This window comes from Jiangella gansuensis DSM 44835 (assembly GCF_000515395.1).
Classification (GTDB): domain Bacteria; phylum Actinomycetota; class Actinomycetes; order Jiangellales; family Jiangellaceae; genus Jiangella; species Jiangella gansuensis.
In genome coordinates this window covers 5,211,701-5,232,589 of sequence record NZ_KI911782.1, presented here as the reverse complement: position 1 = coordinate 5,232,589, position 20,889 = coordinate 5,211,701, and the positions used below count along the sequence as shown (strand labels likewise).

Annotated in this window: 19 protein-coding genes; 14 read left to right on the top strand and 5 right to left on the bottom strand. The window is 72.2% G+C overall.

Annotated features, from left to right (window positions below; all coding sequences use genetic code 11):
• Nucleotides 1-8 precede the first annotated feature (8 nt).
• From JIAGA_RS32195 to JIAGA_RS0124720, 12 genes are all read left to right on the top strand, one after another.
• Nucleotides 9-2,327, top strand: coding sequence for a beta-ketoacyl-[acyl-carrier-protein] synthase family protein (locus JIAGA_RS32195; protein ID WP_157553506.1), 2,319 nt, complete (start codon nt 9-11; stop codon nt 2,325-2,327).
• A gap of 21 nt (nt 2,328-2,348) precedes the next feature.
• Nucleotides 2,349-3,122, top strand: coding sequence for an SDR family NAD(P)-dependent oxidoreductase (locus JIAGA_RS0124770; protein ID WP_026877741.1), 774 nt, complete (start codon nt 2,349-2,351; stop codon nt 3,120-3,122).
• A gap of 5 nt (nt 3,123-3,127) precedes the next feature.
• Nucleotides 3,128-4,216 carry a 3-oxoacyl-ACP synthase III family protein gene (locus JIAGA_RS0124765; RefSeq protein WP_157553504.1) on the top strand — a complete coding sequence of 363 codons (1,089 nt, stop codon included), beginning with the start codon at nt 3,128-3,130 and terminating at the stop codon, nt 4,214-4,216.
• The gene (locus tag JIAGA_RS0124760) at nt 4,213-5,772 is read left to right on the top strand and encodes a phytoene desaturase family protein (RefSeq protein ID WP_026877739.1); all 1,560 of its coding nucleotides are present in this window, start codon (nt 4,213-4,215) and stop codon (nt 5,770-5,772) included. The genes JIAGA_RS0124765 and JIAGA_RS0124760 overlap by 4 nt, the downstream gene beginning before the upstream one ends.
• 15 nt (nt 5,773-5,787) lie before the next feature.
• On the top strand, nt 5,788-7,497 hold the full coding sequence (locus JIAGA_RS0124755; RefSeq protein WP_211239844.1) for an acetyl-CoA carboxylase carboxyltransferase subunit alpha: 1,710 nt from the start codon (nt 5,788-5,790) through the stop codon (nt 7,495-7,497).
• Nucleotides 7,494-8,012 (top strand): acetyl-CoA carboxylase biotin carboxyl carrier protein, encoded by a 519-nt coding sequence (locus JIAGA_RS32190; protein WP_035812946.1) that lies wholly within the window; start codon nt 7,494-7,496, stop codon nt 8,010-8,012. Before JIAGA_RS0124755 ends, JIAGA_RS32190 begins: the two co-directional genes overlap by 4 nt.
• Before the next feature lie 31 nt (nt 8,013-8,043).
• Nucleotides 8,044-9,402 (top strand): acetyl-CoA carboxylase biotin carboxylase subunit, encoded by a 1,359-nt coding sequence (accC, locus tag JIAGA_RS0124745; protein WP_026877737.1) that lies wholly within the window; start codon nt 8,044-8,046, stop codon nt 9,400-9,402.
• A complete protein-coding gene (gene fabD / locus JIAGA_RS0124740; RefSeq protein WP_035812944.1) occupies nt 9,399-10,388 on the top strand; it encodes an ACP S-malonyltransferase in 990 nt (329 codons plus the stop codon). The genes accC and fabD overlap by 4 nt, the downstream gene beginning before the upstream one ends.
• Entirely contained in the window at nt 10,385-11,863 is a 1,479-nt protein-coding gene (locus tag JIAGA_RS0124735) for a DHA2 family efflux MFS transporter permease subunit (RefSeq protein WP_026877735.1), read from the top strand. Before fabD ends, JIAGA_RS0124735 begins: the two co-directional genes overlap by 4 nt.
• 21 nt (nt 11,864-11,884) lie before the next feature.
• Entirely contained in the window at nt 11,885-12,511 is a 627-nt protein-coding gene (locus tag JIAGA_RS32185) for a TetR/AcrR family transcriptional regulator (protein WP_084470081.1), read from the top strand.
• 123 nt (nt 12,512-12,634) lie between these two features.
• Entirely contained in the window at nt 12,635-12,868 is a 234-nt protein-coding gene (locus JIAGA_RS34820) for a hypothetical protein (protein ID WP_157553500.1), read from the top strand.
• A complete protein-coding gene (locus JIAGA_RS0124720; RefSeq protein ID WP_026877734.1) occupies nt 12,865-14,355 on the top strand; it encodes an alpha/beta hydrolase family protein in 1,491 nt (496 codons plus the stop codon). The genes JIAGA_RS34820 and JIAGA_RS0124720 overlap by 4 nt, the downstream gene beginning before the upstream one ends.
• A 25-nt stretch (nt 14,356-14,380) precedes the next feature.
• Here JIAGA_RS0124720 and JIAGA_RS0124715 read toward each other — a convergent pair whose 3' ends face one another.
• A complete protein-coding gene (locus tag JIAGA_RS0124715) occupies nt 14,381-14,791 on the bottom strand; it encodes a hypothetical protein (RefSeq protein WP_026877733.1) in 411 nt (136 codons plus the stop codon).
• 69 nt (nt 14,792-14,860) lie between these two features.
• Here JIAGA_RS0124715 and JIAGA_RS0124710 point away from each other — a divergent pair, with 69 nt between their 5' ends.
• On the top strand, nt 14,861-15,487 hold the full coding sequence (locus JIAGA_RS0124710) for a TetR/AcrR family transcriptional regulator (protein WP_026877732.1): 627 nt from the start codon (nt 14,861-14,863) through the stop codon (nt 15,485-15,487).
• A gap of 76 nt (nt 15,488-15,563) precedes the next feature.
• Here JIAGA_RS0124710 and JIAGA_RS32180 read toward each other — a convergent pair whose 3' ends face one another.
• Nucleotides 15,564-15,932, bottom strand: a complete 369-nt coding sequence (locus JIAGA_RS32180) for a DUF4333 domain-containing protein (RefSeq protein ID WP_051426477.1) — start codon at nt 15,930-15,932, stop codon at nt 15,564-15,566.
• 139 nt (nt 15,933-16,071) lie between these two features.
• On the opposite strand from JIAGA_RS32180, the gene clpB reads away from it, so the two are divergent.
• Nucleotides 16,072-18,660, top strand: a complete 2,589-nt coding sequence (gene clpB, locus JIAGA_RS0124700; RefSeq protein WP_026877731.1) for an ATP-dependent chaperone ClpB — start codon at nt 16,072-16,074, stop codon at nt 18,658-18,660.
• 128 nt (nt 18,661-18,788) lie between these two features.
• On the opposite strand, the gene JIAGA_RS32175 is transcribed toward clpB, so the two are convergent.
• From JIAGA_RS32175 to JIAGA_RS0124685, 3 genes are all read right to left on the bottom strand, one after another.
• Complete coding sequence (locus JIAGA_RS32175; RefSeq protein WP_169738936.1) at nt 18,789-19,559, bottom strand: siderophore-interacting protein; 771 nt, start codon at nt 19,557-19,559, stop codon at nt 18,789-18,791.
• A gap of 69 nt (nt 19,560-19,628) precedes the next feature.
• Nucleotides 19,629-19,838: a DUF397 domain-containing protein gene (locus JIAGA_RS0124690; protein ID WP_026877730.1), complete on the bottom strand. Its 210-nt coding sequence runs from the start codon at nt 19,836-19,838 to the stop codon at nt 19,629-19,631.
• On the bottom strand, nt 19,835-20,641 hold the full coding sequence (locus tag JIAGA_RS0124685) for a helix-turn-helix domain-containing protein (RefSeq protein ID WP_035812942.1): 807 nt from the start codon (nt 20,639-20,641) through the stop codon (nt 19,835-19,837). Before JIAGA_RS0124685 ends, JIAGA_RS0124690 begins: the two co-directional genes overlap by 4 nt.
• Between the last annotated feature and the right edge of the window lie 248 nt (nt 20,642-20,889).

Here is a 20,889-nt window from a genome sequence, read left to right as displayed (position 1 = left end):
AGCCAACCATGAACCACGAGGACGCCCGGGTGGCGGTGCGCGCCGTCGGCGCCGTCACGGCCCTCGGCCCGGATGCCGCCGCGCTCTGGGCCGGTGCCCGGGACGGCCGGGTCGGGATCCGGCCGGTGCAGCGGATCGACCTGACCGGAGTGCGCACCAAGCTCGGCGGCGAGGTCGACGCGCTGCCGGAGACCGCGCACCCGTACCCGCGGCCGGGTGGCTACCGCGACCGGGTGGTCGAGCTGGCCCTGCACGCCGCCGACGAGGCCGTGGCCGCGGCCGCACCGGCGATCGACCGCGCCGGGCTGGAGCGCTGCGGCGTCGTCCATGGCACCTGCAACGCCGGGCTGTTGTCCGGCCGCGAGTGGCTGGCCGCGGTCGACCGGGGCGAACGACCGGCACCGGGTCTGGCTGCGATGTCGACACCGCAGGCGGCGGCCGAGGCGCTGGCCGGCGCGTACGGGTTCGGCGGCCCGGTGGTCGCGGTGAACACGGCCTGCGCGTCCGGGGCGAACGCCATCGGCTGGGCAGCGGACCTGATCCGCTCAGGGCAGGCCGACGTGGTGCTCACCGGGGGCGCGGACGCGTTCTCCGACGTGCTCTTCGCCGGTTTCAACTCTCTGGAGGCGCTGTCGGCGGAACCGGCCCGGCCCTACTCCGCGGGCCGGAGCGGGCTGTCGCTCGGCGAGGGCGCGGCCTATCTGGTGCTGGTGCGCGAGGACCTGGCCGAGCCCGGCGACGTCCTGGCCTGGGTCGGTGGCTACGGGCTGTCCGCCGACGGCTACCACCCGACGGCGCCACGGCCGGACGGCTCCGGTGCCGCGCTGGCGATCGGGCAGGCGTTGCGGTCCGCGGGCGTGGACCAGTCGGACGTCGGTTACGTCAACGGGCACGGCACCGGCACCGAGAAGAACGACCCCGCCGAGACCAGCGCCATCAGGACCGCGCTGGGGCCGGCCGCCGACGACGCTGTGGTCAGCAGTACGAAGTCGGTCATCGGGCACCTGCTCGGCGCGGCCGGCGCGGCGGAGGCGCTGGTCACCGTCCACGCCCTGGCCGAGCGCACGGCGCCGCCCACCGCCTCCTACCTCGGTCCCGACCCGTCCTGCGACCTGGACTACGTGCCGTTGGACGCACGGGCGCTGGACACCCGGGTCGCGGTGTCGAACAACTTCGCCTTCGGCGGCTCGAACGCCAGCCTCGCGCTGCTGCGCCGCGACGACGACCGGCGGCCGCCCGCGCCCGAGGTGGACGACGTGGTGGTCACCGGGCTCGCCCTGCTCGGCCCGTTCGGCGACGGTGTGGCCGCGGCTCGGGCGGCGCTGGCCGACGAGACCGGGATCCCGGCCGACCCGGAGGGCCGGGCCGCGACCATGACCGTCGACCCGGAGCCATACCTCACCCGCAAGGCGCGCCGGCGGATGGACCGGATGACGGTGGCGGCCATCGTGACCGTGGCGAAGGCACTGGCCGACGCCGGCATCGAGGATGACGAGCGAGCCGGCATCGGCGTGGTGCTCGGGACCAGCGCCGGGCCGGTGGAGTCGATGGCCCGGTTCACCCGCGGCGTCATCGCCGACGGTGCCGCCGGGGCGGACCCGGGCGTCTTCCCCAACACGGTCTACAACCAGGCGACCGGCCAGGTGTCGCAGCACCTCGGCCTCTACGGCCCGACGTCGACGGTCTCCGCCGGACATGCCTCGGGCGCCACCGCACTCGGCTACGGCTACGAACTGCTGCGCACCGGCCGCGCCGACACGATCGTCTGCGTCGCCGTCGACCTGGTCGACGAACTCGTCGTCCGCGCCTATCGCGACCTCGGAGTGCTGTCGACCGTCCCCGGCGACCGCCGGTTCGCGATCACCGACACCGCCGTCGCACTGGTCCTGGAGCGTCGCGGCGCGGCCGGACAGCACGGCCGCCGTCCGCTCGCCGAGCTGGCCGGCCACGGCGGCGCGAGCCGGGTGCGGCCAGGCGGGGTCTCGTGGGACCTCACCGGTGACGCGACCACCCGGGCCACGGACCAGGCCCTGCGCACGGCGGGCCTGCGGCCGGACGACGTCACCCGTATCTGGCCGGCGGCGGCCGGGCTCGCGCCGGCCGACCGTGCCGAGCTCGCCGGCCTCGGCCGGGTCTTCGGGGACCGGCTGCCCGTGCTGCGGACCCCCAAGGTCGTCCTCGGCGAGCCGGTCGGCCCCGGCGGCGCCCTGACCGCGGCACTCGCGGCCGACGAGCTGGGGACCGACCCGCAGGGCGGGGCGGCGCTCGTGCAGGCCGTGTCGCTGGGCGGGTCCGCGGTGTCGCTGGCCCTCCGTCCTTGCCCATGACCACTGAGTGAGAGGTGTCAGATGAAGCTGGACGAACGGGTCGCGGTGGTCACCGGGGCCTCCCGCGGCATCGGCCGCGCTACGGCGCTGGCCCTGGCCGCCGACGGTGCCACCGTCGCCGTCAACTACCGGTCCGGAAAGGACGAGGCGCTCGACGTCGTCGCCCGGATCGAGGCGGCCGGGGGCCGGGCAGCGGCCTTCCAGGCCGACGTGTCCGACTACGAGCAGGCCACCGCGCTGGTGGCCGACGTTCTGGAGGCGTTCGGCGGCCTGCACATCCTGGTCAACAACGCCGGCATCTCCAAGGACAACCTGATCTACAGCATGGAGCCGCAGGACTGGCTCGATGTCATGAAGGTGAACTTCGGCGGCGTGTTCAACTGCACGAAGGCCGTCCTCGACCACCTCATGGTCACCCGCGACGGCTCCATCGTGAACGTGTCGTCGGTCATGGGGGAGCGCGGCTGGACGGGCGAGTCGAACTACTCCGCCTCCAAAGGCGCGGTCGACGCGTTCACCCGCAGCGCCGCCATCGAGCTGGCCCGGTTCGGCATCAGGGTCAACGCGGTCCTTCCCGGGTTCGCGCCCACGGACCTGGTGGCCGAGCTGTCCGCCGGCGACGTCGCCAAGCACCTCAAGCGGCAGATCCCGATGCGCGACTTCGCCACCGTCGAGCAGGTCGCCTCGGCGATCCGGTTCCTCGCCGGCCCGGAGTCGGCGTACATGACCGGGGTCCTGCTGAACATCGACGGCGGCGGCATGGCCGGCCTCGGCCTCGGGCGGCTGAAGTGGTGACCGGCGTGCGCGCGACCGTCGCTGGGACCGGCAGCTTCCTGCCGGGCGAGCCGATCGGCAACGACCTGATCGAACGGCTGGCCGGTCCACTGCCGGCGGAGGTCGCCGAGGACATCTCCATCACCGAGCGGCACTGGATCATCGACCCCGAGACCGGTGCGCACCGCTTCGCCAACTCCGAGATCGCCGCGCGCGCCGGCGCCGCCGCGCTGGCCGATGCGGGCGTCGGGCCGGACGAGGTCGACCTGCTCGTGCTGGCGACGGCGACCCCCGAGTACCCGCTGCCGCCCGCCGTCAACCTCGTGCAGGACCGGCTCGGCATCGGCCGCTGCGCCACCTTCGAGCTGCGTTCCGGTGGTGCCGGGACGGTGCAGGCGCTGGAGCTGGTCCGGCTGCTGCTGGAGAGCGGTGCCCACACGACGGCGCTCGTGATCGGCAGCGAGACGACCTCACCGGCGCTGGCGCCGATCTTCCTCGGCGTCGAGCCGGGCAAGGTGCGCATCCGCGACCGGATCCCCATGTACATGTTCGGCGACGGCGCCGGCGCCGTGGTCGTGCGCGCCGACGCCGACGCCACCGGCGGCCTGGTGGGCGGCGCTACCGCCGCCATCGCGCCCGGCCGGGCGCCCGGCATCCAGGTCGTGGGCGGCGGAACGCACGCGCCGGTGCACGAGCAGGCCGCGGCCAAACGCCTGGTCACCCTCAAGGTCGACGTCGTCGCCGCCGGGCATCTCGCCCCGGTCCTGGTCGCCGACGCGATCGGGGACACCCTTGCCGCCTGCGGTGTCGGCCCGGAGGAGATCGACGTCTGCGTCGTGCCGGAGGGCAACTCCGGCTGGATGCGAGCGGCGATGGCCGAGGGCACCGTCGAGCGGGACGAATGGACCAAGATCACCGGCGAGTTCGTCGACAGCCTGTCGCGGCGCGGGGCGCTCGGCTGCGCCGGCCCGCTGGTCTGTCTCGACGACGCGGCCCGGGCCGGGCAGCTGCGGCCGGGCGGGCGGGTCCTGCTGGTGGGCATCGAGAGCAGCAAGTGGGTCCACGCCGGCGTGCTCGTCGACTGGAACCGGACTTCCACGGAGGACAGGACATGAACGCGACCCACGACTACGACGTCATCGTGGTCGGTAGCGGACTCGGCGGGTTGTCGGCCGCGGCGCTGCTGGCGCACAGCGGCGAGCGGGTGCTCGTCTGTGAGCAGGGCGCCGGCATCGGCGGCGTGGCGCACGCCTTCGTCCGCGGCGACTACACGTTCGACCCGGCCGTGCACGGCACCAGCGCGGGCGAGATCGTCTGGAACCTGCTGGAGTACCTCGGCGTCGACGCGCGCGTGCCGTACGTCGAGTCACCGCACGTGTACGGCACCGTCTTCCCGGACGGGCTCGACCTGGTGGCGCCGAACGGCTGGGAACCGTTCATCGAGGCGCACGCCGCCGTGCTGACGGCGGCCGAGGCGGCCGAGATGCGCGCGTTCTTCGGGGTCTGCCGCACGACGCTGGAGGAGATGTCGTGGCTGCCCTACCGCATCGACCCGCGTGAGCTGGCCGAGCTGATGGCGGCCCGGCCGACGTTCTCCCGCTACCGGATGGCCACCGTCGGCGACGTGTTCGCCGACCACGCGCCGAGCCCGAGGGTGCGAGCCCTGGCGGGCGCGGCCTGGCCGTTCATCGGCTCGCCGCCGTCGCGCCTGTCCTTCCTCAACTACATCCAGATGCTCGACACGCACCTGGAGGGCCCCCGGTACCCGATCGGCTCGTATCAGTCGATGGTGGACGCGTTCGCGTCGGTCGTGCGCTCGTGCGGCGGCGCGGTGCTCGCTTCCACGCCGGTCGAGACGATCATGATGACGGACGGCCGGGCCACCGGGGTGCGCACCGAGCACGGCGCCGAGTTCACCGCGCGCGTCGTCATCTCCAACGCCGACGTCCGCCACACGATGCACGACCTCGTGGGCACCGAGAACGTCCCCGAGGCATACCTCAAGCGGCTGAACCGGATGAAGCCGTCGCTGTCGGTGGTGACTGTGTTCGCCGCCACCGACATCGACCTCACCGAGCTGGGGATCGCGCACGAGACGTTCGTGCACCCTCACCTCGACCACGACGACAACTGGCAGGACGTGCTGGCCGGCCGTCCCGCGTCGGCATGGATGTCCAACACCACCTTGCTCGACCCCGGCCTCGCACCGGCCGGCGAGCACCTGGCGATCCTCAACGTGATGGCGCCCTGGCAGCTGGACCGGCCCTGGCACGAGATCAAGGAGGCAGCCGGCGACGCACTTGTCCGGCTGTTCGACCGGGTCGTGCCGGAGCTCTCCAGCCGGCTGACGTACCGCGAGGTCGGCACCCCGGAGACGATGCACCGGTTCACCCGGGCGTACCAGGGCGCCACCTACGGCTGGGAGAACACGCCGAACCAGTTCGCCAACAAGCGGCTCCCGCACAAGACCCCCATCGACGGGCTGTACCTGTCCGGGCACTGGACGGAGTCGGGCTGCTCGTCGTTCCGGGCGGTCTCGTCCGGGTTCGCCGTCTCCAAGGCCGTCCTCGAGGAGCTGGGCAACGACGTCGGGGCAACGCTGCCGCGCTCGTTCCGGGACCGCACCGGCCCCGTACAGCCGTACCGCCGCGCGACCCCTGTCGCGCCGTAGGGAGGAACAACCATCGTGACCGAGCTGACCACGACACCGATCCGCGAGGACGCCTGGACCAGGTGCCCCAGCTGCGCGTCCTACCTGTACGTCAAGCGGCTGGACCGGTACGCGAAGGTGTGCCCGGACTGCCAGCATCATCTGCGGCTGTCGCTGGATGAGCGGCTGGACCTGCTGGTCGACGACGGGTCGTTCCAGCCGCTGGGCGTTGTGCCGACGCCGGGCGACCCGCTCGGCTTCGCCGACTCCCGTCCGTATCCGCAGCGGCTGGCCGCGGCACAGCGCAAGACGGGCCGGCCCGAGGCCGCCGTGGCCGGGACCGCCGCCATCGGCGGCCACCGGCTGGTGGTGGCGGTGCTGGACTTCGCGTTCATGGGCGGCAGTGTCGGCACCGTCGTCGGCGACGTGCTGGTCGACGCCGCGCGCCGGGCCGGCGAGGCCAGGATCCCGCTGCTGATCGTCTCCGCGTCCGGCGGCGCCCGGATGCAGGAGGGCTGCCTGTCGCTCATGCAGCTGGCCCGCACCGCGCAGGAGATCGCCCGGCTGCGCGAGGCCGGCGTCCTGGTGATCAACCTCAACACTCACCCGACCTTCGGCGGGGCCACGGCGTCGTTCTCCTCACTCGGCGACGTCGTCATCGCCGAACCCGGCAGCCTGGTCGGTTTCGCCGGGCCGCAGGTGATCCAGCAGACCATCCGCGAGGAACTGCCGGCCGGGTTCCAGACCGCGGAGTTCCTCCACGAACACGGCCTGGTCGACCTGGTCGTCCCGCGGGAGAGCCTGCGGGAAACGCTGGCCGGCCTGCTGCGGTTGCACGCGCCGTCGGTTCCGAGCCGCTCGTCGATGCCGGAGCGGGCCGGGTCCGCCGAGCCGCGCCGGTTGCGGGCCGGATCGGCCGCCGCCGACCCCTGGGAGGTGGTGACCCGGGCACGCGACATCGGCCGCCCCACCACCCTCGACTACATCCACCGTCTCGCCGACGAGTTCGTCGAGCTGCACGGCGACCGCGCGCACGGCGACGACCCGGCCATCGTCGGCGGCGTGGCCCGCTTCGGCGGGCGCGGCGTCGTCGTCATCGGCCATCAGAAGGGCCACGACACCGCCGAGATGGTGCGGCGCAACTTCGGCATGCCGCACCCCGAGGGCTACCGCAAGGCGATGCGGCTGATGCGGCACGCCGAGCGGTTCGGGTTGCCGGTCCTGACGTTCGTCGACACCGCGGGCGCCTACCCGGGCGTGCAGGCCGAGGAGCGTGGGCAGGGCACCGTCATCGCCGAGTGCATCGCCGCGATGTCGCGGCTGCGCGTTCCGGTCGTCAGCGTCGTCACCGGTGAGGGCGGCAGCGGGGGCGCGTTGGCGCTGGCCGTCGCGAACCGGGTGCTGATGCTGGAGTACGGCTACTACTCGGTCATCTCCCCCGAGGGCTGCTCTACGATCCTGTGGGGCAGCGCCACCCGGGCACCCGAGGCGGCCGCGGCGCTGCGCCTCACCGCACCGGATCTGCTGGAGCTGGGTGTCGTCGACGAGGTCGTGCTCGAGCCCGACGGCGGTGCGCATCGCGACCCGGCGGGCACGGTCGAACGGGTCGGCGAGGCCGTCGCGGCCGCGCTCGACCAGCTGTCCGCTCTGTCCCCGGACGAGCTGGTGGAGCAGCGCTACACCCGGTTCGACGCCTACGGGCGGCTCGGTGCCGACGCCGCGGGATATCGGGCGGGTGCGGCATGACGACACCGGAGACGGACGTGCTCAACGGCACCGACGAGGCCCGCGAACGGCTGGTCAGCCACCTGCGGTCCGAGGCGGCAGCCCTGCTGGCCGGCGCGAGCGGGCCGGTGCAGGTGGTCGAGGTGACGGCCGGCGACTGTGCGGTCCGGGTCGAACGGCCGGTCGTCGCCGTAGCCGGTGGCGCCACCGCCGCCGGGCCGGTTCCGGCCGCGGCCGGAGCTGTCGCGGCCGGCGTCGCCGCGCCGGACACCGCCGACCACGCAGCCGGGGATCACCATGCCGTCCGGGCACCGCTCGTCGGCAGCTTCTACCGGCGCCCGTCGCCGGATGCCGCGCCGTTCGTGGAGATCGACGACGTGGTCGAGGCCGGCCAGACGCTGGCGATCGTCGAGGCGATGAAGCTCATGAACGAGATCAAGAGCGACCGGGCCGGCCGGGTGGTCGCGATCCATCCCGGCGACGGGCAGATGGTCGAGTTCGACGAGGTCCTCGTCGAACTGGCCGTCGACGGCTGACGTGCCGGCACGGGCGCCAGGGAGGCAACGGGTGTTCGAGAAGGTCCTCATCGCGAACCGGGGCGAGATCGCGGTCCGGGTGGCGCGCGCGTGCCGTGAGCTCGGCATCGCCACCGTCGCCGTCTACTCCGACGCCGACGAGAACAGCATGGCGGTCCAGCTGGCCGACGAGGCGGTGCGGGTCGGGCCCGCGCCGGCGGCCGCGAGCTACCTGAACGTCCCCAACGTCATCGGCGCCGCGCTCAAGACCGGCGCGGACGCGATCCATCCCGGGTACGGGTTCCTCTCCGAAGACCCGTACTTCGCCGAGATCTGCGCCGACCATGGCATCACCTTCATCGGCCCGCCGCCCCGGGTGATGGAAGCCGTCGGCGACAAGGCCCTGGCCCGCCAGGCGATGACCGACGCCGGGCTGCCGCTGCTGCCGGGCACCGTCGATCCCGTCCACACCTTCGACGAGGCCCGCGAGATCGCGGAGAAGATCGGCTACCCGGTCGTCATCAAGGCCGCCGCCGGCGGTGGCGGCCGCGGCATCACCGTCGTGCACCGGCCGGAGGATCTGCGCCGCTCCTACCAGCAGACCCGGGCCACCGCACAGGCCGTGTTCCGCAACCGCGACGTCTACCTGGAGCGGTACCTGGAGCGGGCCAGGCACGTCGAGGTGCAGGTGCTCTGCGACGACCACGGCAACGCCGTGCACCTGGGTGAACGCGACTGCTCGGTGCAACGTCGTCATCAGAAGCTGGTGGAGGAGGCGCCGTCGCCGGGCGTCTCGGCCGACCTGCGGCAGCGGCTGGGTGACGCCGCGCTGGCCGGCGCGCGCGCCGTCGGCTACCGCGGCGCCGGCACGATGGAGTTCCTGCTCGACGACGACGGCGAGTTCTGGTTCATGGAGATGAACGCCCGCATCCAGGTCGAGCACCCGGTCACCGAGCTGGTCACCGGTATCGACATCGTCGCCGAGCAGATCCGGGTGGCGGCGGGTCTGCCGCTGTCGTTCGGTCAGGACGACGTCCGGATCACCGGGCACGCGCTGGAGTGCCGGATCAACGCCGAGGACCCCGCCCGCGGGTTCGTCCCGACACCTGGGCGGCTGGAGGTGTTCCGCGCGCCCGGTGGCCCGTGGACCCGCATCGACACCGCCTGCCGCCAGGGCGACCGCATCCCGCCGTTCTACGACTCGATGATCGCCAAGCTGATCGTCTGGTCGCCCACCCGCGACGGCGCCATCGAGCGGGCCGACCGGGCGCTGTCGGAGTTCGAGGTCGAGGGGCCGGGTGTGCGCACCACGATCGGATTCCAGCGGGCTGTCCTGGGGCATCCGGAGTTCCGTTCCGGCGACGTGCACACCGACTTCCTGAGCCGCAACCCACCGGAGGACCTGACATGACCCGAACCGCCTTCCTCTTCCCCGGCCAGGGCTCGCAGCGCGTGGGCATGGGCCGGGACCTCGCCGAGCGCCACCCGGACCTCGTCCGGCCGATCTTCCACACCGCCGACGACGTGCTCGGGCTCGACCTCACCCGGCTGTGCTGGGAGGGCCCGGAGGAGGAGCTGCGCCGCACGGACATCACGCAGCCGGCGATCTTCGTGGCCAGCCTGGCCGCATACCGGGTGCTGGAGGCACGGCTGCCGGCGCCGGTGGTCGTCGCCGGGCACAGTCTCGGTGAATACACCGCACTGGTCGCGGCCGGCGTCCTGGACTGGATCACGGCCCTGCGGCTGGTGCGCCGGCGCGGTGAGCTGATGGCCGCGGTCAACGAGCGCACCCCGGGCGCGATGGCTGCTGTGGTCGGGCCGCCGGCGTCGGCGGTCGAGCGCTGGTGCGCCGAGGTGAGTGACGCAGCCGCCCTGTCGGTCGAGGTCGCCAACTACAACTCCGACACCCAGACCGTCGTGTCCGGCACGGTGGCCGGCGTGGACGCCCTGACCGAGCGGGCACTGGCCGAACGAGGACTGCTCGACGGCGACGACGTCCAGGTCACCCGCCTCGGCGTGGGCGCGCCGTTCCACTGCTCGCTCATGCGCGAGGTGGAGGCCGAGTTCGCGACCGATCTCGATGCCGCCCACTTCGCCCGGCCGCGCATCCCCGTGGTCGCGAACGTCACCGCGTCCGTGGTGTCCTCCGGCGACGACGCCCGCGCGGCGCTCAAGGCGCAGCTGGCCGGCTCGGTGCGATGGCGGCAGAGCCTGGACACCGTCGCCGGTCACGACGTGTCGGCGTGTGTGGAGGTCGGCCCCGGCCGGGTGCTGACCGGTCTGACCCGGCGGTCCTTGCCGCACCTGGAGTGTCACTCGGCGGCCGACGCGCGCCGGGTGGACCGGCTGGTGGCGCAGCTGGCGCCGGAGCCGCTCGCATCGGTGCGGTCCGCATGACCCGCGACGACGCGCCGTCCCGGTCGGTCGTGGCGATCTTCGTCGCCTGTTCACTGCCGATGTTCATGGCCGGACTGGACAACCTCGTCGTCGTGACGTCGCTGACGGTGATCCGGGTCGACCTCGACGCCGACGCGGCGCACCTGCAGTGGATCTCGACCGCGTACATCGTGGCGTTCGCCGGGCTGCTGCTCGTCGCCGCCGGACTCGGTGACCGCTGGGGCCGGCGGCGGGTGTTCACCGCCGGGATCGTGTTGTTCACCGCGGCGTCCCTGGCCTGCGGGCTGGCCGACACGGTGGGCCAGCTGATCGCGGCCCGGGCGGTCCAGGGTGTCGGCGCGGCCATGCTCACCCCGCTCTCGCTGACGATCCTGGCCGGTGCCGTGCCCGGGCACCGGCGCGGGCTGGCCATCGGGCTGTGGAGCGCCGCCAACGGCGCGGCCATCTCCCTCGGCCCGCTGGCCGGCGGTGCCGTCGCCGACGGGCTCGACTGGCGCTGGGTGTTCTGGATCAACGTGCCGATCGGGCTGCTTGCCGTCGTGCTGGCCCGGCGCTGGCTGCCGGAGAGCCGGCTGCCCGAGACCCGGATCGACATCGCCGGTATGGCGTTGGCCTGCGGGTCGATCGTCGCCGGCATCTGGGCCGTGGTGAACGGGCACGAGCGCGGCTGGACCGACCCGGCGGTACTGACGACCGGCGTGCTGGCTGTGCTGCTGGCGGTCGCGTTCGTGTCGTGGGAACGCCGCACCACCGTGCCGCTGCTGCCGCCCCGGCTGTACCGGATCCGCGCGTTCACCCTCACCAACGTGGTGTCGCTGTGCATGCACTTCGGCGTGTTCGGGTCGATCTTCCTGCTGGCTCAACTGCTGCAGGTCGCCTACGGCTACGGTCCCCTCGACGCCGGGCTGCGGACCATGGTGTGGACCATCATGCCGATGCTGGTGGCGCCGCTGGCCGGAATCTTTACGCAACGCATCGGCGGGGGCCGGCTGATGGCGGCCGGCCTCGCGCTGCAGGCCACCGGGCTGGCGTGGATCGCCGCCATCGCCGCGCCCGGCCAGCCCTTCGCCGAGATCGTCGGGCCGATGGTGGTGGCCGGCACCGGCATGGGCCTGGTGTTCGCGCCGACGGCGGCCGTGGTGCTGGCCGCGGTCCGGCCGGAAGAGCACGGCCGCGCGTCCGGCGCCAACACGACCGTCCGTGAGTTCGGCGGCGCACTGGGCATCGCCGTGCTCGGAACGGTCTTCCAGGCCCGCGGCGGGTACGACGATCCGCAACGCTTCGTCGACGGCGTGGTGGCGGCGCTGTGGGTCGGTGTGCCGGTGGTGGCCGCCGGGGCCGTCGTCGCCCTGCTGATCCCGCGGGGAGCCGGGCAGGTGAGCGACCCGTCGGCGGCGGCAGTCGCCCCCGGCGGTGCCGCGGACAGTGCCATCGGAACGGACGATGCCCTGCCGACACAGGTGCGGCCGGGCTGATGGAGCCTAAAATGGCTCGTGATGACGCCTCGCCGCGCTTCGCACTCGGGCACTGGACAGCCGTTGCTGACCAAGGCCGGCTATCACCACGGGAACCTCCGGACCGCGCTGATCGAGAGCGCTGTGGCGCTGGTACGCGCGCATGGGGCGCATGGCTTCACGCTGGCCGAGGCGTCTCGGGCGGCCGGCGTCACCGCCGCCGCACCGTACCGGCATTTCGACAGCCGCGAGGAGCTGCTGGCGTGCGTGGCGGAGCGCGGCTTCGAACTGCTGCGCGCCACCATGTCGGGGGTGCCGGTGGGCGGGTGGTCCGACCCACTGGACCGGGTGATCGCGCTCGGTGTGCGCTACGTCGAGTTCGCGGTCTCCGAACCGCAGCTGTTCAAGCTCATGTTCTCGCTGGAGTACCGGCTGCCCGCGGCACAGGCCGGGCGGGAGGCGCTGGGGTTGTTGGAACAGGCGCTGCACGAGGCCGAACGCGCCGGCCGGTTGAGCACCGACCTCGGCACCGCCATGAAAGCGGCCTGGGCGCTGGCACACGGCGTCGCGACTCTGCGCATCGACGGCATGGCGACGTTCCGCTCCGACGACTCCGCGGCGATCGCGGCCACCTTGCGGGCGCTCCTCTCCGGCGTCGCCCAGCCCTGACCCTCCGGCCGCCAGGCCGCCTGCCCGCCCGGCCCGGAACCGCCGGGAGCGGCTTGACGGCAGCTTCGCGCCGAACATATGTTTATAGCCATTACATGAATTGAGACCTAGGGTGGTATCGCGATGACGCCGCGCAATGTGAGAATTACTTTACGAACAATTCATGTAACCGTCGCCCTGTTGATAGGGACCTATGTCTATGCGCCGGATCACGTGACGGACGGCATGCGGCCGATCATGATGTTCGCGGTCATCCCGGTGGCAACGCTCACCGGAGTGTGCCTGTGGAAACAGGCGGCCATCCGTTCGTACCTGTCCCGGTCCGGCCGCCGCGACCGCGCCGCCGCGGGCCGGTGAGGGCGTCGTCGTTCCCGACGCGCCGCGGGCTGGCGGTGCTGGGTGCCTCGGTGGCCGGGGTCGTGCTGCTCAGTGTGGTCGGCCGGCTGCTCGGGCCGGCGCAGGACTGGCGGCCGGAGGCGTACACGGCGTCGCCGCTGGCCGAGCAGACGCCGGTGTCGGGCACCGTCGAGGCCACCGAGCCGGCGAACGAGTACGAAGTGGTCCGCTCGGAGACGACCATCCCAGTGGACGGCGACGAGCTGAGCGCCACGGTGTTCGCCCCGGACGCTCCCGGCCCGCACCCCGCCGTGGCCTTCGTGCACGGCGCGGGCGCCGGCGGCCGGTCGTCGTTCTTCGGCCTGGCCGAGCGGTTCGCCCAGGCCGGCATCGTCGCCGTCGCCTATGACAAACGCAGCGACTACTCCTATCTGAACAATCGCGACTTCGACCAGCTGGCCGAGGACGCCGTCGCCGTCGTGGGCGCCATGCGCGAGCGCGACGACGTCGACCCGGACCGAGCCGGGCTCTGGGGTTTGAGCGAGGGCGGCCGGGTGGCTCCGCTGGCGGCATCACGAAGCACGGACGTCGGCTTCGTGGTCACCGCCGGCGGGGCGATCCGCGGCCCGCTGCGCAACACCGCCTGGTCGGTGTACGAGGGCCTGGCCGAGGCCGGAGCGCCGGCCGGCGCGGGCCGGCTCGCGGTGCGCATCCTCGGCGGCGGCCACCTCTTCACCCTGCACCTGGACCCTCCGGCGGGGGTGTGGGCCGAGGTCTCCCAGCCCGCCCTGGTCATCTACGGCACCGAGGACTACCTGGTGCCCCCGGCGGAGAGCTCGCGGCAGATCGTTGACGACCTCGACCGCGGCGGCAACGCGTCGTACGCGGTCCGCTTCTTCGGCGGTGCCGACCACGGCCTGCGCCAGGACGGCGGGTACGCGCCCGGCTACGTGCGCACCATGACGGACTGGATCACCGGCCTGCCGCAGTCCGCCCTCACCACTGAGCGCGTCGCCGGCACCCTCCCGGTCCAGCACTACGTCACCACGCCGGTGCCCCGAACGCCCTGGTACGGCGGAACTCCCGGCCTGGTGGCGACGCTCGTGCTCACCATCGTCGGGGCCGTCCTGGTGCCGGCGGTCGCGCGGCGACGGCTGCCGGCCGGCACGGCGCACTGGACGGCGGTCGGCGGCAGTGCCCGGCGGGCCATGCGGGCGGGCGTCCTGGCCTACGGGTCGATGTGGGCCTTCGTCCTCCTCGCCATCGGGCTGGGATACACCCGCACCGGCTGGCAACCGCTGTTCCAGGCCGGCTGGGCCACGGTCCGGGTCGTCGGGGTGCTGGCCGTCGTGGCCGCGGTGCTCGCCGTGGCCGCCCTGGTGCGTGCCCGCCGCGACGGGTGGGCGCCGGCCGGGGCGCAGCGCCTGCTGCTCGGCGCGCACTACGGGGTGGCCGCCCTCATGGTGCTCAGCGTCGCCTACTGGGGCGTGTTCGAGCCTCGGTGGTGACCTCTCGTGCCCACGTCGGGCGCTCCTAAGCTGTGAGCAGGCCGACGCCGAGCGTGGCCAGGCCGGCGGCGAGGACGACGGCCCCGGTCCACACCAGCCAGATGAGACGGTTCGGCGTGGTGCGCCCGGCACCCATCGACGAGAAGAAGAAGCCCGCCGGCATCAGGATGGCCGCGATCGGCACGCCGCTGCGCGCGACCCAGGCGGCGAAGCCGTCCAGCGAGGTGGCGTCGGTGAGCACCACGGTGATCAGACCGAGGGTCACGAACATGCCGGCGTGCCCGTGTCCGGCGCGCGCGAACGCACGCTGGAAGTCGGTCGCCGGCACGTGGCCGCGCACGATCCGGGTCAGGTACCAGCCGCCGGACTCGACGGTGACGGCGGCGAGCAGAAGGATGCCGGCCAGCCGGGTGGCTTCGGAACTGAGCTCTAGCACGGTGGTCGCCTCCGTCGCGCTCCGATAAACGAACACTGTTATAAAACATCGTCAGGTTATCCTCGTCAAGTGGGTAGACCGCGACTGCACGACGAGGCCCTGCGCGACCGGCTGCTGCGGCTGGCCGCCACGACGGTCACCTCCGCCGGTGTCCGCTCGCTGAGCCTGCGGGCGCTCGCAGCCGAGGCGGGCACCTCCACCGCGGCGGTGTACACGCTCTTCGGCGGCAGGTCCGGGCTGATCACGGCCCTCTACCAGCGAGCGTTCGCGGGCCTCGCCGACCGGCTCGCCGCGGTCGGCGTCAGCGACGACCCGCTCCAGGACATCGTCGGGCTGGGCCTGGCGTACCGCGATCACGCCGTGGCCGACCCCAACGGCTATCGCATCATGTTCGGCGACGAAGTCCGTCCGAGCGACGTGCGCGCGAAGGCAGCGCGGGAAGGGGCTCGGACCTTCGAGCCGCTGCTCGACGCGGTTCGCCGCGCGGCCCGGGCCGGCGTCCTCCCGGCTTCGCCGCCACCGGAGTCCATCGCCACCGCACTGTGGGCCAATGTCCACGGCCTGGTGTCGCTGGAGTTGGGCGAGATGCTGCCGCCGGCCGCCGGAGACCCTGCCGGCGTCTTCGAGGCCGCGGTGCGCGCGAACGTCGCCGGCTGGACGGCTCTTTCCGCGCCCGGCCCCGAAATGATCACGTGACGTATGGGTGTGTTCGCTTCCCCAGGAATGTACGCATGGTGAGGCGCCAGGACGCCTGGTGTGGGCGCTCGGAGCGCTACCCGGCGGTCGGAGACGGCGTGGGCGCCGACGGCGACGGCGACGGCGTCGGCGAAGGCGACGCGGTGTCGTCGACCACCACTTCGTAGCGGACATCGCTGCCGTCGACGTCGGTGGCCGTCACGGTGAGCCCGATGGTGCTGCCGTCGGTGGCGGTGATGGTGCAGTGGACCGAGGCGTCGATCTCTCCGGCGAGGTCGTCGTCGCACTCGACATCGTCCATCGGCTCCCCGATCTGCTCCTCCAGGAGCTGCTGGACGCCCTGCTCGAGCTCGGAGCGAGGGACGGTCTTCTCGCTGAGCGCCGAGCAGCCGGCCATGGCCAGGGCGACGACGGCGAGTGCCACCGCCGGTCGGGTGCGGTTCATGAAACGGGTACCTCCGATAGACCGCATCATCATTCCAGACGGCACGTTGGCCCGAGTGGTCGCCAAGCAGAGTTGAGTGGAATAGGCTCAACTCTGGGTCGCGTTGACCATGTGAGAGGCATCAACCCAGGGGAGATCGATGAACGACCAGCTCACCACCAAGGCGCAGGAGGCACTGTCCGTCGCGGTGCGCAGCGCCGCCACGGCCGGCAACCCCGCGGTCGAGCCGGTGCACGTGCTGCGCGCCCTGCTCATCCAGTCCGGCGGCCTCACCGGACCGTTGCTCGAGGCGGCCGGCGCCGACCTCGCCGCGGTCCGTCGTGACGTGGACGCGGCGTACGACGGGTTGCCCAAGGCGGCCGGTTCCACCGTCGCGTCGCCGAGCCTCGCCCGCCCCACCTACTCCGTGCTCTCGCACGCCGGAGAGGTGGCCCGCGAGCTGGACGACCAGTACGTCTCCACCGAGCACCTGGTGGTCGGCCTGGCGCACGTGCCGTCGCCGGTCCGCGACCTGCTGAACAAGCACGGCGTGACGGCGGAGAAGGTGCGCGCGGCGTTCGACGACGTGCGCGGCTCGGCCAGGGTCACCAGCCCGGACCCCGAAGGCACCTACGACGCACTGAACAAGTACGGCGTCGACCTCACCGAGCGGGCCCGCGAAGGCAAGATCGACCCCGTCGTCGGCCGTGATTCCGAGATCCGCCGGGTCGTCCAGGTGCTGTCGCGGCGGACGAAGAACAATCCGGTGCTCATCGGTGAGCCCGGCGTCGGCAAGACGGCCGTCGTCGAGGGCCTGGCTCAGCGCATCGTGGCCGGCGACGTCCCGGAGTCGCTGCGTGGGAAGCGGCTGGTCGCGCTCGACATCGGAGCCATGCTCGCCGGTGCCAAGTACCGCGGCGAGTTCGAGGAGCGGCTCAAGGCCGTTCTCGACGAGATCAAGGCCAGCGACGGCGAGGTCGTGACGTTCATAGACGAACTGCACACCGTCGTGGGGGCCGGTGCCGCCGGTGACTCCGCCATGGACGCGGGCAACATGCTCAAGCCGATGCTGGCCCGCGGCGAGCTGCGCATGGTCGGCGCGACCACGCTCGACGAGTACCGCGAGCGCATCGAGAAGGACGCCGCGCTGGAGCGCCGCTTCCAGCAGGTGTACGTCGGCGAGCCCAGCGTCGAGGACACCGTCGCCATCCTCCGCGGGCTGCGGGAGCGCTACGAGGCGCACCACAAGGTGCAGATCGCCGACAGTTCACTGGTGGCCGCGGCCAGCCTCTCGCACCGTTACATCACCGGACGGCAACTGCCGGACAAGGCCATCGACCTCGTCGACGAAGCCGCGTCGCGGCTGCGCATGGAGATCGACTCCTCGCCGGTCGAGATCGACACCCTGCGCCGCCAGGTCGACCGGCTCAAGATGGAGGAGCTGGCGCTGAAGAAGGAGTCCGACGCCGCGTCCCAGGAGCGGCTGGCGTCGCTGCGCGCCGAGCTCGCGGACCGCGAGGAAGAGCTGCGCGGTCTGGAAGCCCGGTGGGAGCAGGAGAAGGCCGGGCTCAACCGCGTCGGCGCGCTGAAGGAGCAGATCGACGAGCTGCGTGGCCAGGCGGAGCGCTCCCAGCGCGAGGGCGACCTCGCCGGCGCCAGCGAGATCCTCTACGGCCGCATCCCCGAGCTGGAGAAGGAGCTCGCCGCCGCCAGCGAAGCCGCAGAAACCCAGACCGCAACGACCATGGTCAAGGAGGAGGTCGGCCCGGACGACGTCGCCGACGTCGTCGCCGCCTGGACCGGCATCCCTGCCGGCCGGCTGCTCGAAGGCGAGACCGAGAAGCTGCTGCGCATGGAGGACGAGCTGGGCAGCCGCGTCGTCGGTCAGCGTGCCGCCGTGGCTGCCGTCTCCGATGCCGTGCGCCGCTCGCGGGCCGGCATCTCCGACCCGGACCGGCCCACCGGTTCGTTCGTGTTCCTCGGCCCCACCGGTGTCGGCAAGACGGAGCTGGCCAAGGCGCTGGCGGAGTTCCTCTTCGACGACGAACGCGCCATGGTCCGCATCGACATGAGCGAGTACTCGGAAAAGCACAGCGTCGCCCGGCTCGTCGGCGCTCCGCCCGGCTACGTCGGCTACGAGGAAGGCGGGCAGCTCACCGAGACAGTGCGCCGGCGCCCGTACTCTGTCGTGCTGCTCGACGAGGTCGAGAAGGCGCATCCGGAGGTCTTCGACATCCTGCTGCAGGTGCTCGACGACGGCCGGATGACCGACGGCCAGGGCCGCACGGTCGACTTCCGCAACGTCATCCTGATCCTGACGTCCAACCTCGGCTCCACGTTCCTCGCCGACCCCGCGTTGGAGGAGAAGGCCAAGCGGGACGCGGTCATGGAAGTGGTGCGAGCGTCGTTCAAGCCGGAGTTCCTGAACCGGATCGACGACATCGTGATGTTCGAGCCGCTCGGCACCGGCGAGCTCGCCCGCATCGTCGACCTCCAGGTGGACCGCCTGGCGACCCGCCTGGCGGACCGCCGGCTGGTGCTGCAGGTCGCCGAGAGCGCGAAGGAGTGGCTGGCCCTGACCGGCTACGACCCGGTGTACGGCGCCCGGCCGCTGCGCCGCCTCGTGCAGACGGCCATCGGCGACCAGCTGGCCCGGGCCATCCTCGCCGGCGACGTGCGCGACGGCGACACCGTCGTGGTCGACCTCGACGAGAGCGCCGACAAGCTCAGCGTCCGCCGCGCGACATGACCTGGCCGCCGCCCCGGAAATGATCACGTGGACCATGGGTGCTCCCGCCGCACCACGGATGCTTGCCTGGTGCGGCGGGAGGACCCATGCCGGACGTGATCATTTCCGGGGCGGGAGGGGAACCGGCCTCAGCCGGGGGAGCCCGCGCGGCCGCGGCGCCAGTAGCCGTAGGCGTGCAGCCGCTCGCGGGTGACGCCGCGCTCACCGGCGGCGAAGCGGCGCACCGCGCGGACGTCGCCGGTCTCGCCGGCCACCCAGAGCTCCACGTCGCCGTCCGGCCACGGCAGCGATCGCGCCGCCCGCTCCAGGCCGCCGGTGGATCCGGCCGGAGCACCGTCGCGGTGCAGCCAGCGCAGGTCCACCGCGGCCGCGCTGTCGATCGGCTGCTCCTCGCCGGGGTCGGGGACCTCGACGACGGCTAACACCGGCAGCCCGGCCGGGGCCGCTTCGAGGATCGCCGCCGCCGCGGGCAGGCCGGTCTCGTCGCTCAGCATGACCAGGGCGTCGGCCTCGAACGACGGGACGGCATGCGGGCGGGGTCCGGTGAAGTCGATGACGTCCCCGGCCCGGGCGGCGCGGGTCCAGCGCACGAAGAGACCGTCGCCGTGCAGGACGACGTCGACGTCCAGGATGCCGGCCTCGGCGTCGAGCCGCCGGATCGTGTACGTGCGGCTGGGCGGACGGGCGCCGCTCGGGCCACCGGTGGCGACCTCGGCGGGTGGCGACAGCCGGAGTACGAGGTTGGGGCACGACGGATCGATCGGCAGGTGGGGATCGTCGATCGCCAGGGTGAGCCGCAGCATGCCCGGTGTGACCGCCGAGGACCCGAGGACGCGCAAACGTCCCGCCGAACCCCCGGTGCCGGCCGCACCGTCCGTCACGCTCATGGAAGTCGTCACGACACCCAGTTCAGCAGATCGCCCCCGCAGCCTGACGGCGGCGGGGGCGATCTGTGGATCGAATCGGACTCAGTCGAACTCGCCGGCCTTCGCGCCCATCACGAATGCCGACCATTCCCCGGCGGTGAACCTCAGGATCCCGCCGTTGGGGTTCTTGCTGTCGCGCACAGCCATGCCACCGTCGGTCAGGGGCGTCACCTCGACGCACTGACCGCCGTCCCCGTTGCTGTAGCTGGACTTGCGCCACACGGCGCCGGCCAGCTCCGACACCTCGCTCATAGTTCCTCCAATACGTGGCGGATCATGTCCGCCGATTCGTCGGGAGACAGCGCCTGCGCCCGGAGTACATCCATCCGGTCGACGGCGTCGCTCACGACTCCTGCCTCCGTCATGATATTGCCCCCATTAGGGCCCTCGTAATACAAGACCGGTTGTCCGTTGAGGCGATCGAAAATCGTCATCTGCCCGTTTAGTGCCGCATGTGCGCCCGCGCTGAAAGGCATCACCTGAAGGGTGATGTGTCGCATGTCGCCCATTTTGAGTAGATGTTGAAGTTGATCACGCATGACGTCCGGGCCACCGATCATCCGACGGAGCGCGGCCTCGTCGATCACCGCTCGTAGTCGGGGTGGATCATCGCGACGCAAGATCTCTTGGCGTCGCATCCGAGCTTCGACCTGGGTGTCGACGTGGTTGTCATAGGCCATCCTGACGCCCGCCAGCAGCTCTCTCGCGTATGCCTGGGTTTGCAAAAGTCCTGGCGGAAAGGTCTGTTCGTACGTGTGTATCGACTTAGCCCGTTCTTCCTCCTCGATGAACCCTCGATACTTGGCGGGCACCGACTCGCGGCTCACCAGTTTCCAGGCTCGCAGCAGGAAGCCGTCAGTACCCAGGATCTCGTCGCATCGCTCCGCGAACTCCCGCTGCGGTGGACGCTGTGCAGTTTCCACATTAGCCACGGCACCGCGGGAGTAGTTGAGCTTTTCGGCCAACTGTTCTTGGGTGAGACCGGCGCGGTGACGCGCGCGCGCCAGCTCACCACCGAAAAAGACGGCGGCGGATTCCGGATCATGATCTGTCACGGCATCTCCCGGCGATGTCACAAGTTCGCGGTCGGCGTCACAAGGTGCGGGCGTGACAGCCGAATTGTTCCCGCGGCGGCCTCGGTTCATGCACGATACTTCGCCAAGGCCCGCGGCGCAGGGTTTCGCCGACCTCGAGCCGGCACGCTCGGAGGGTTTGCCGCTGCCGCGGCGTGCGACACGACGGAGGAGAGATGTCCCGCTTCACGGCTCGCGCGCACGGGTACGGACTCGTCGACTGGAGCCGT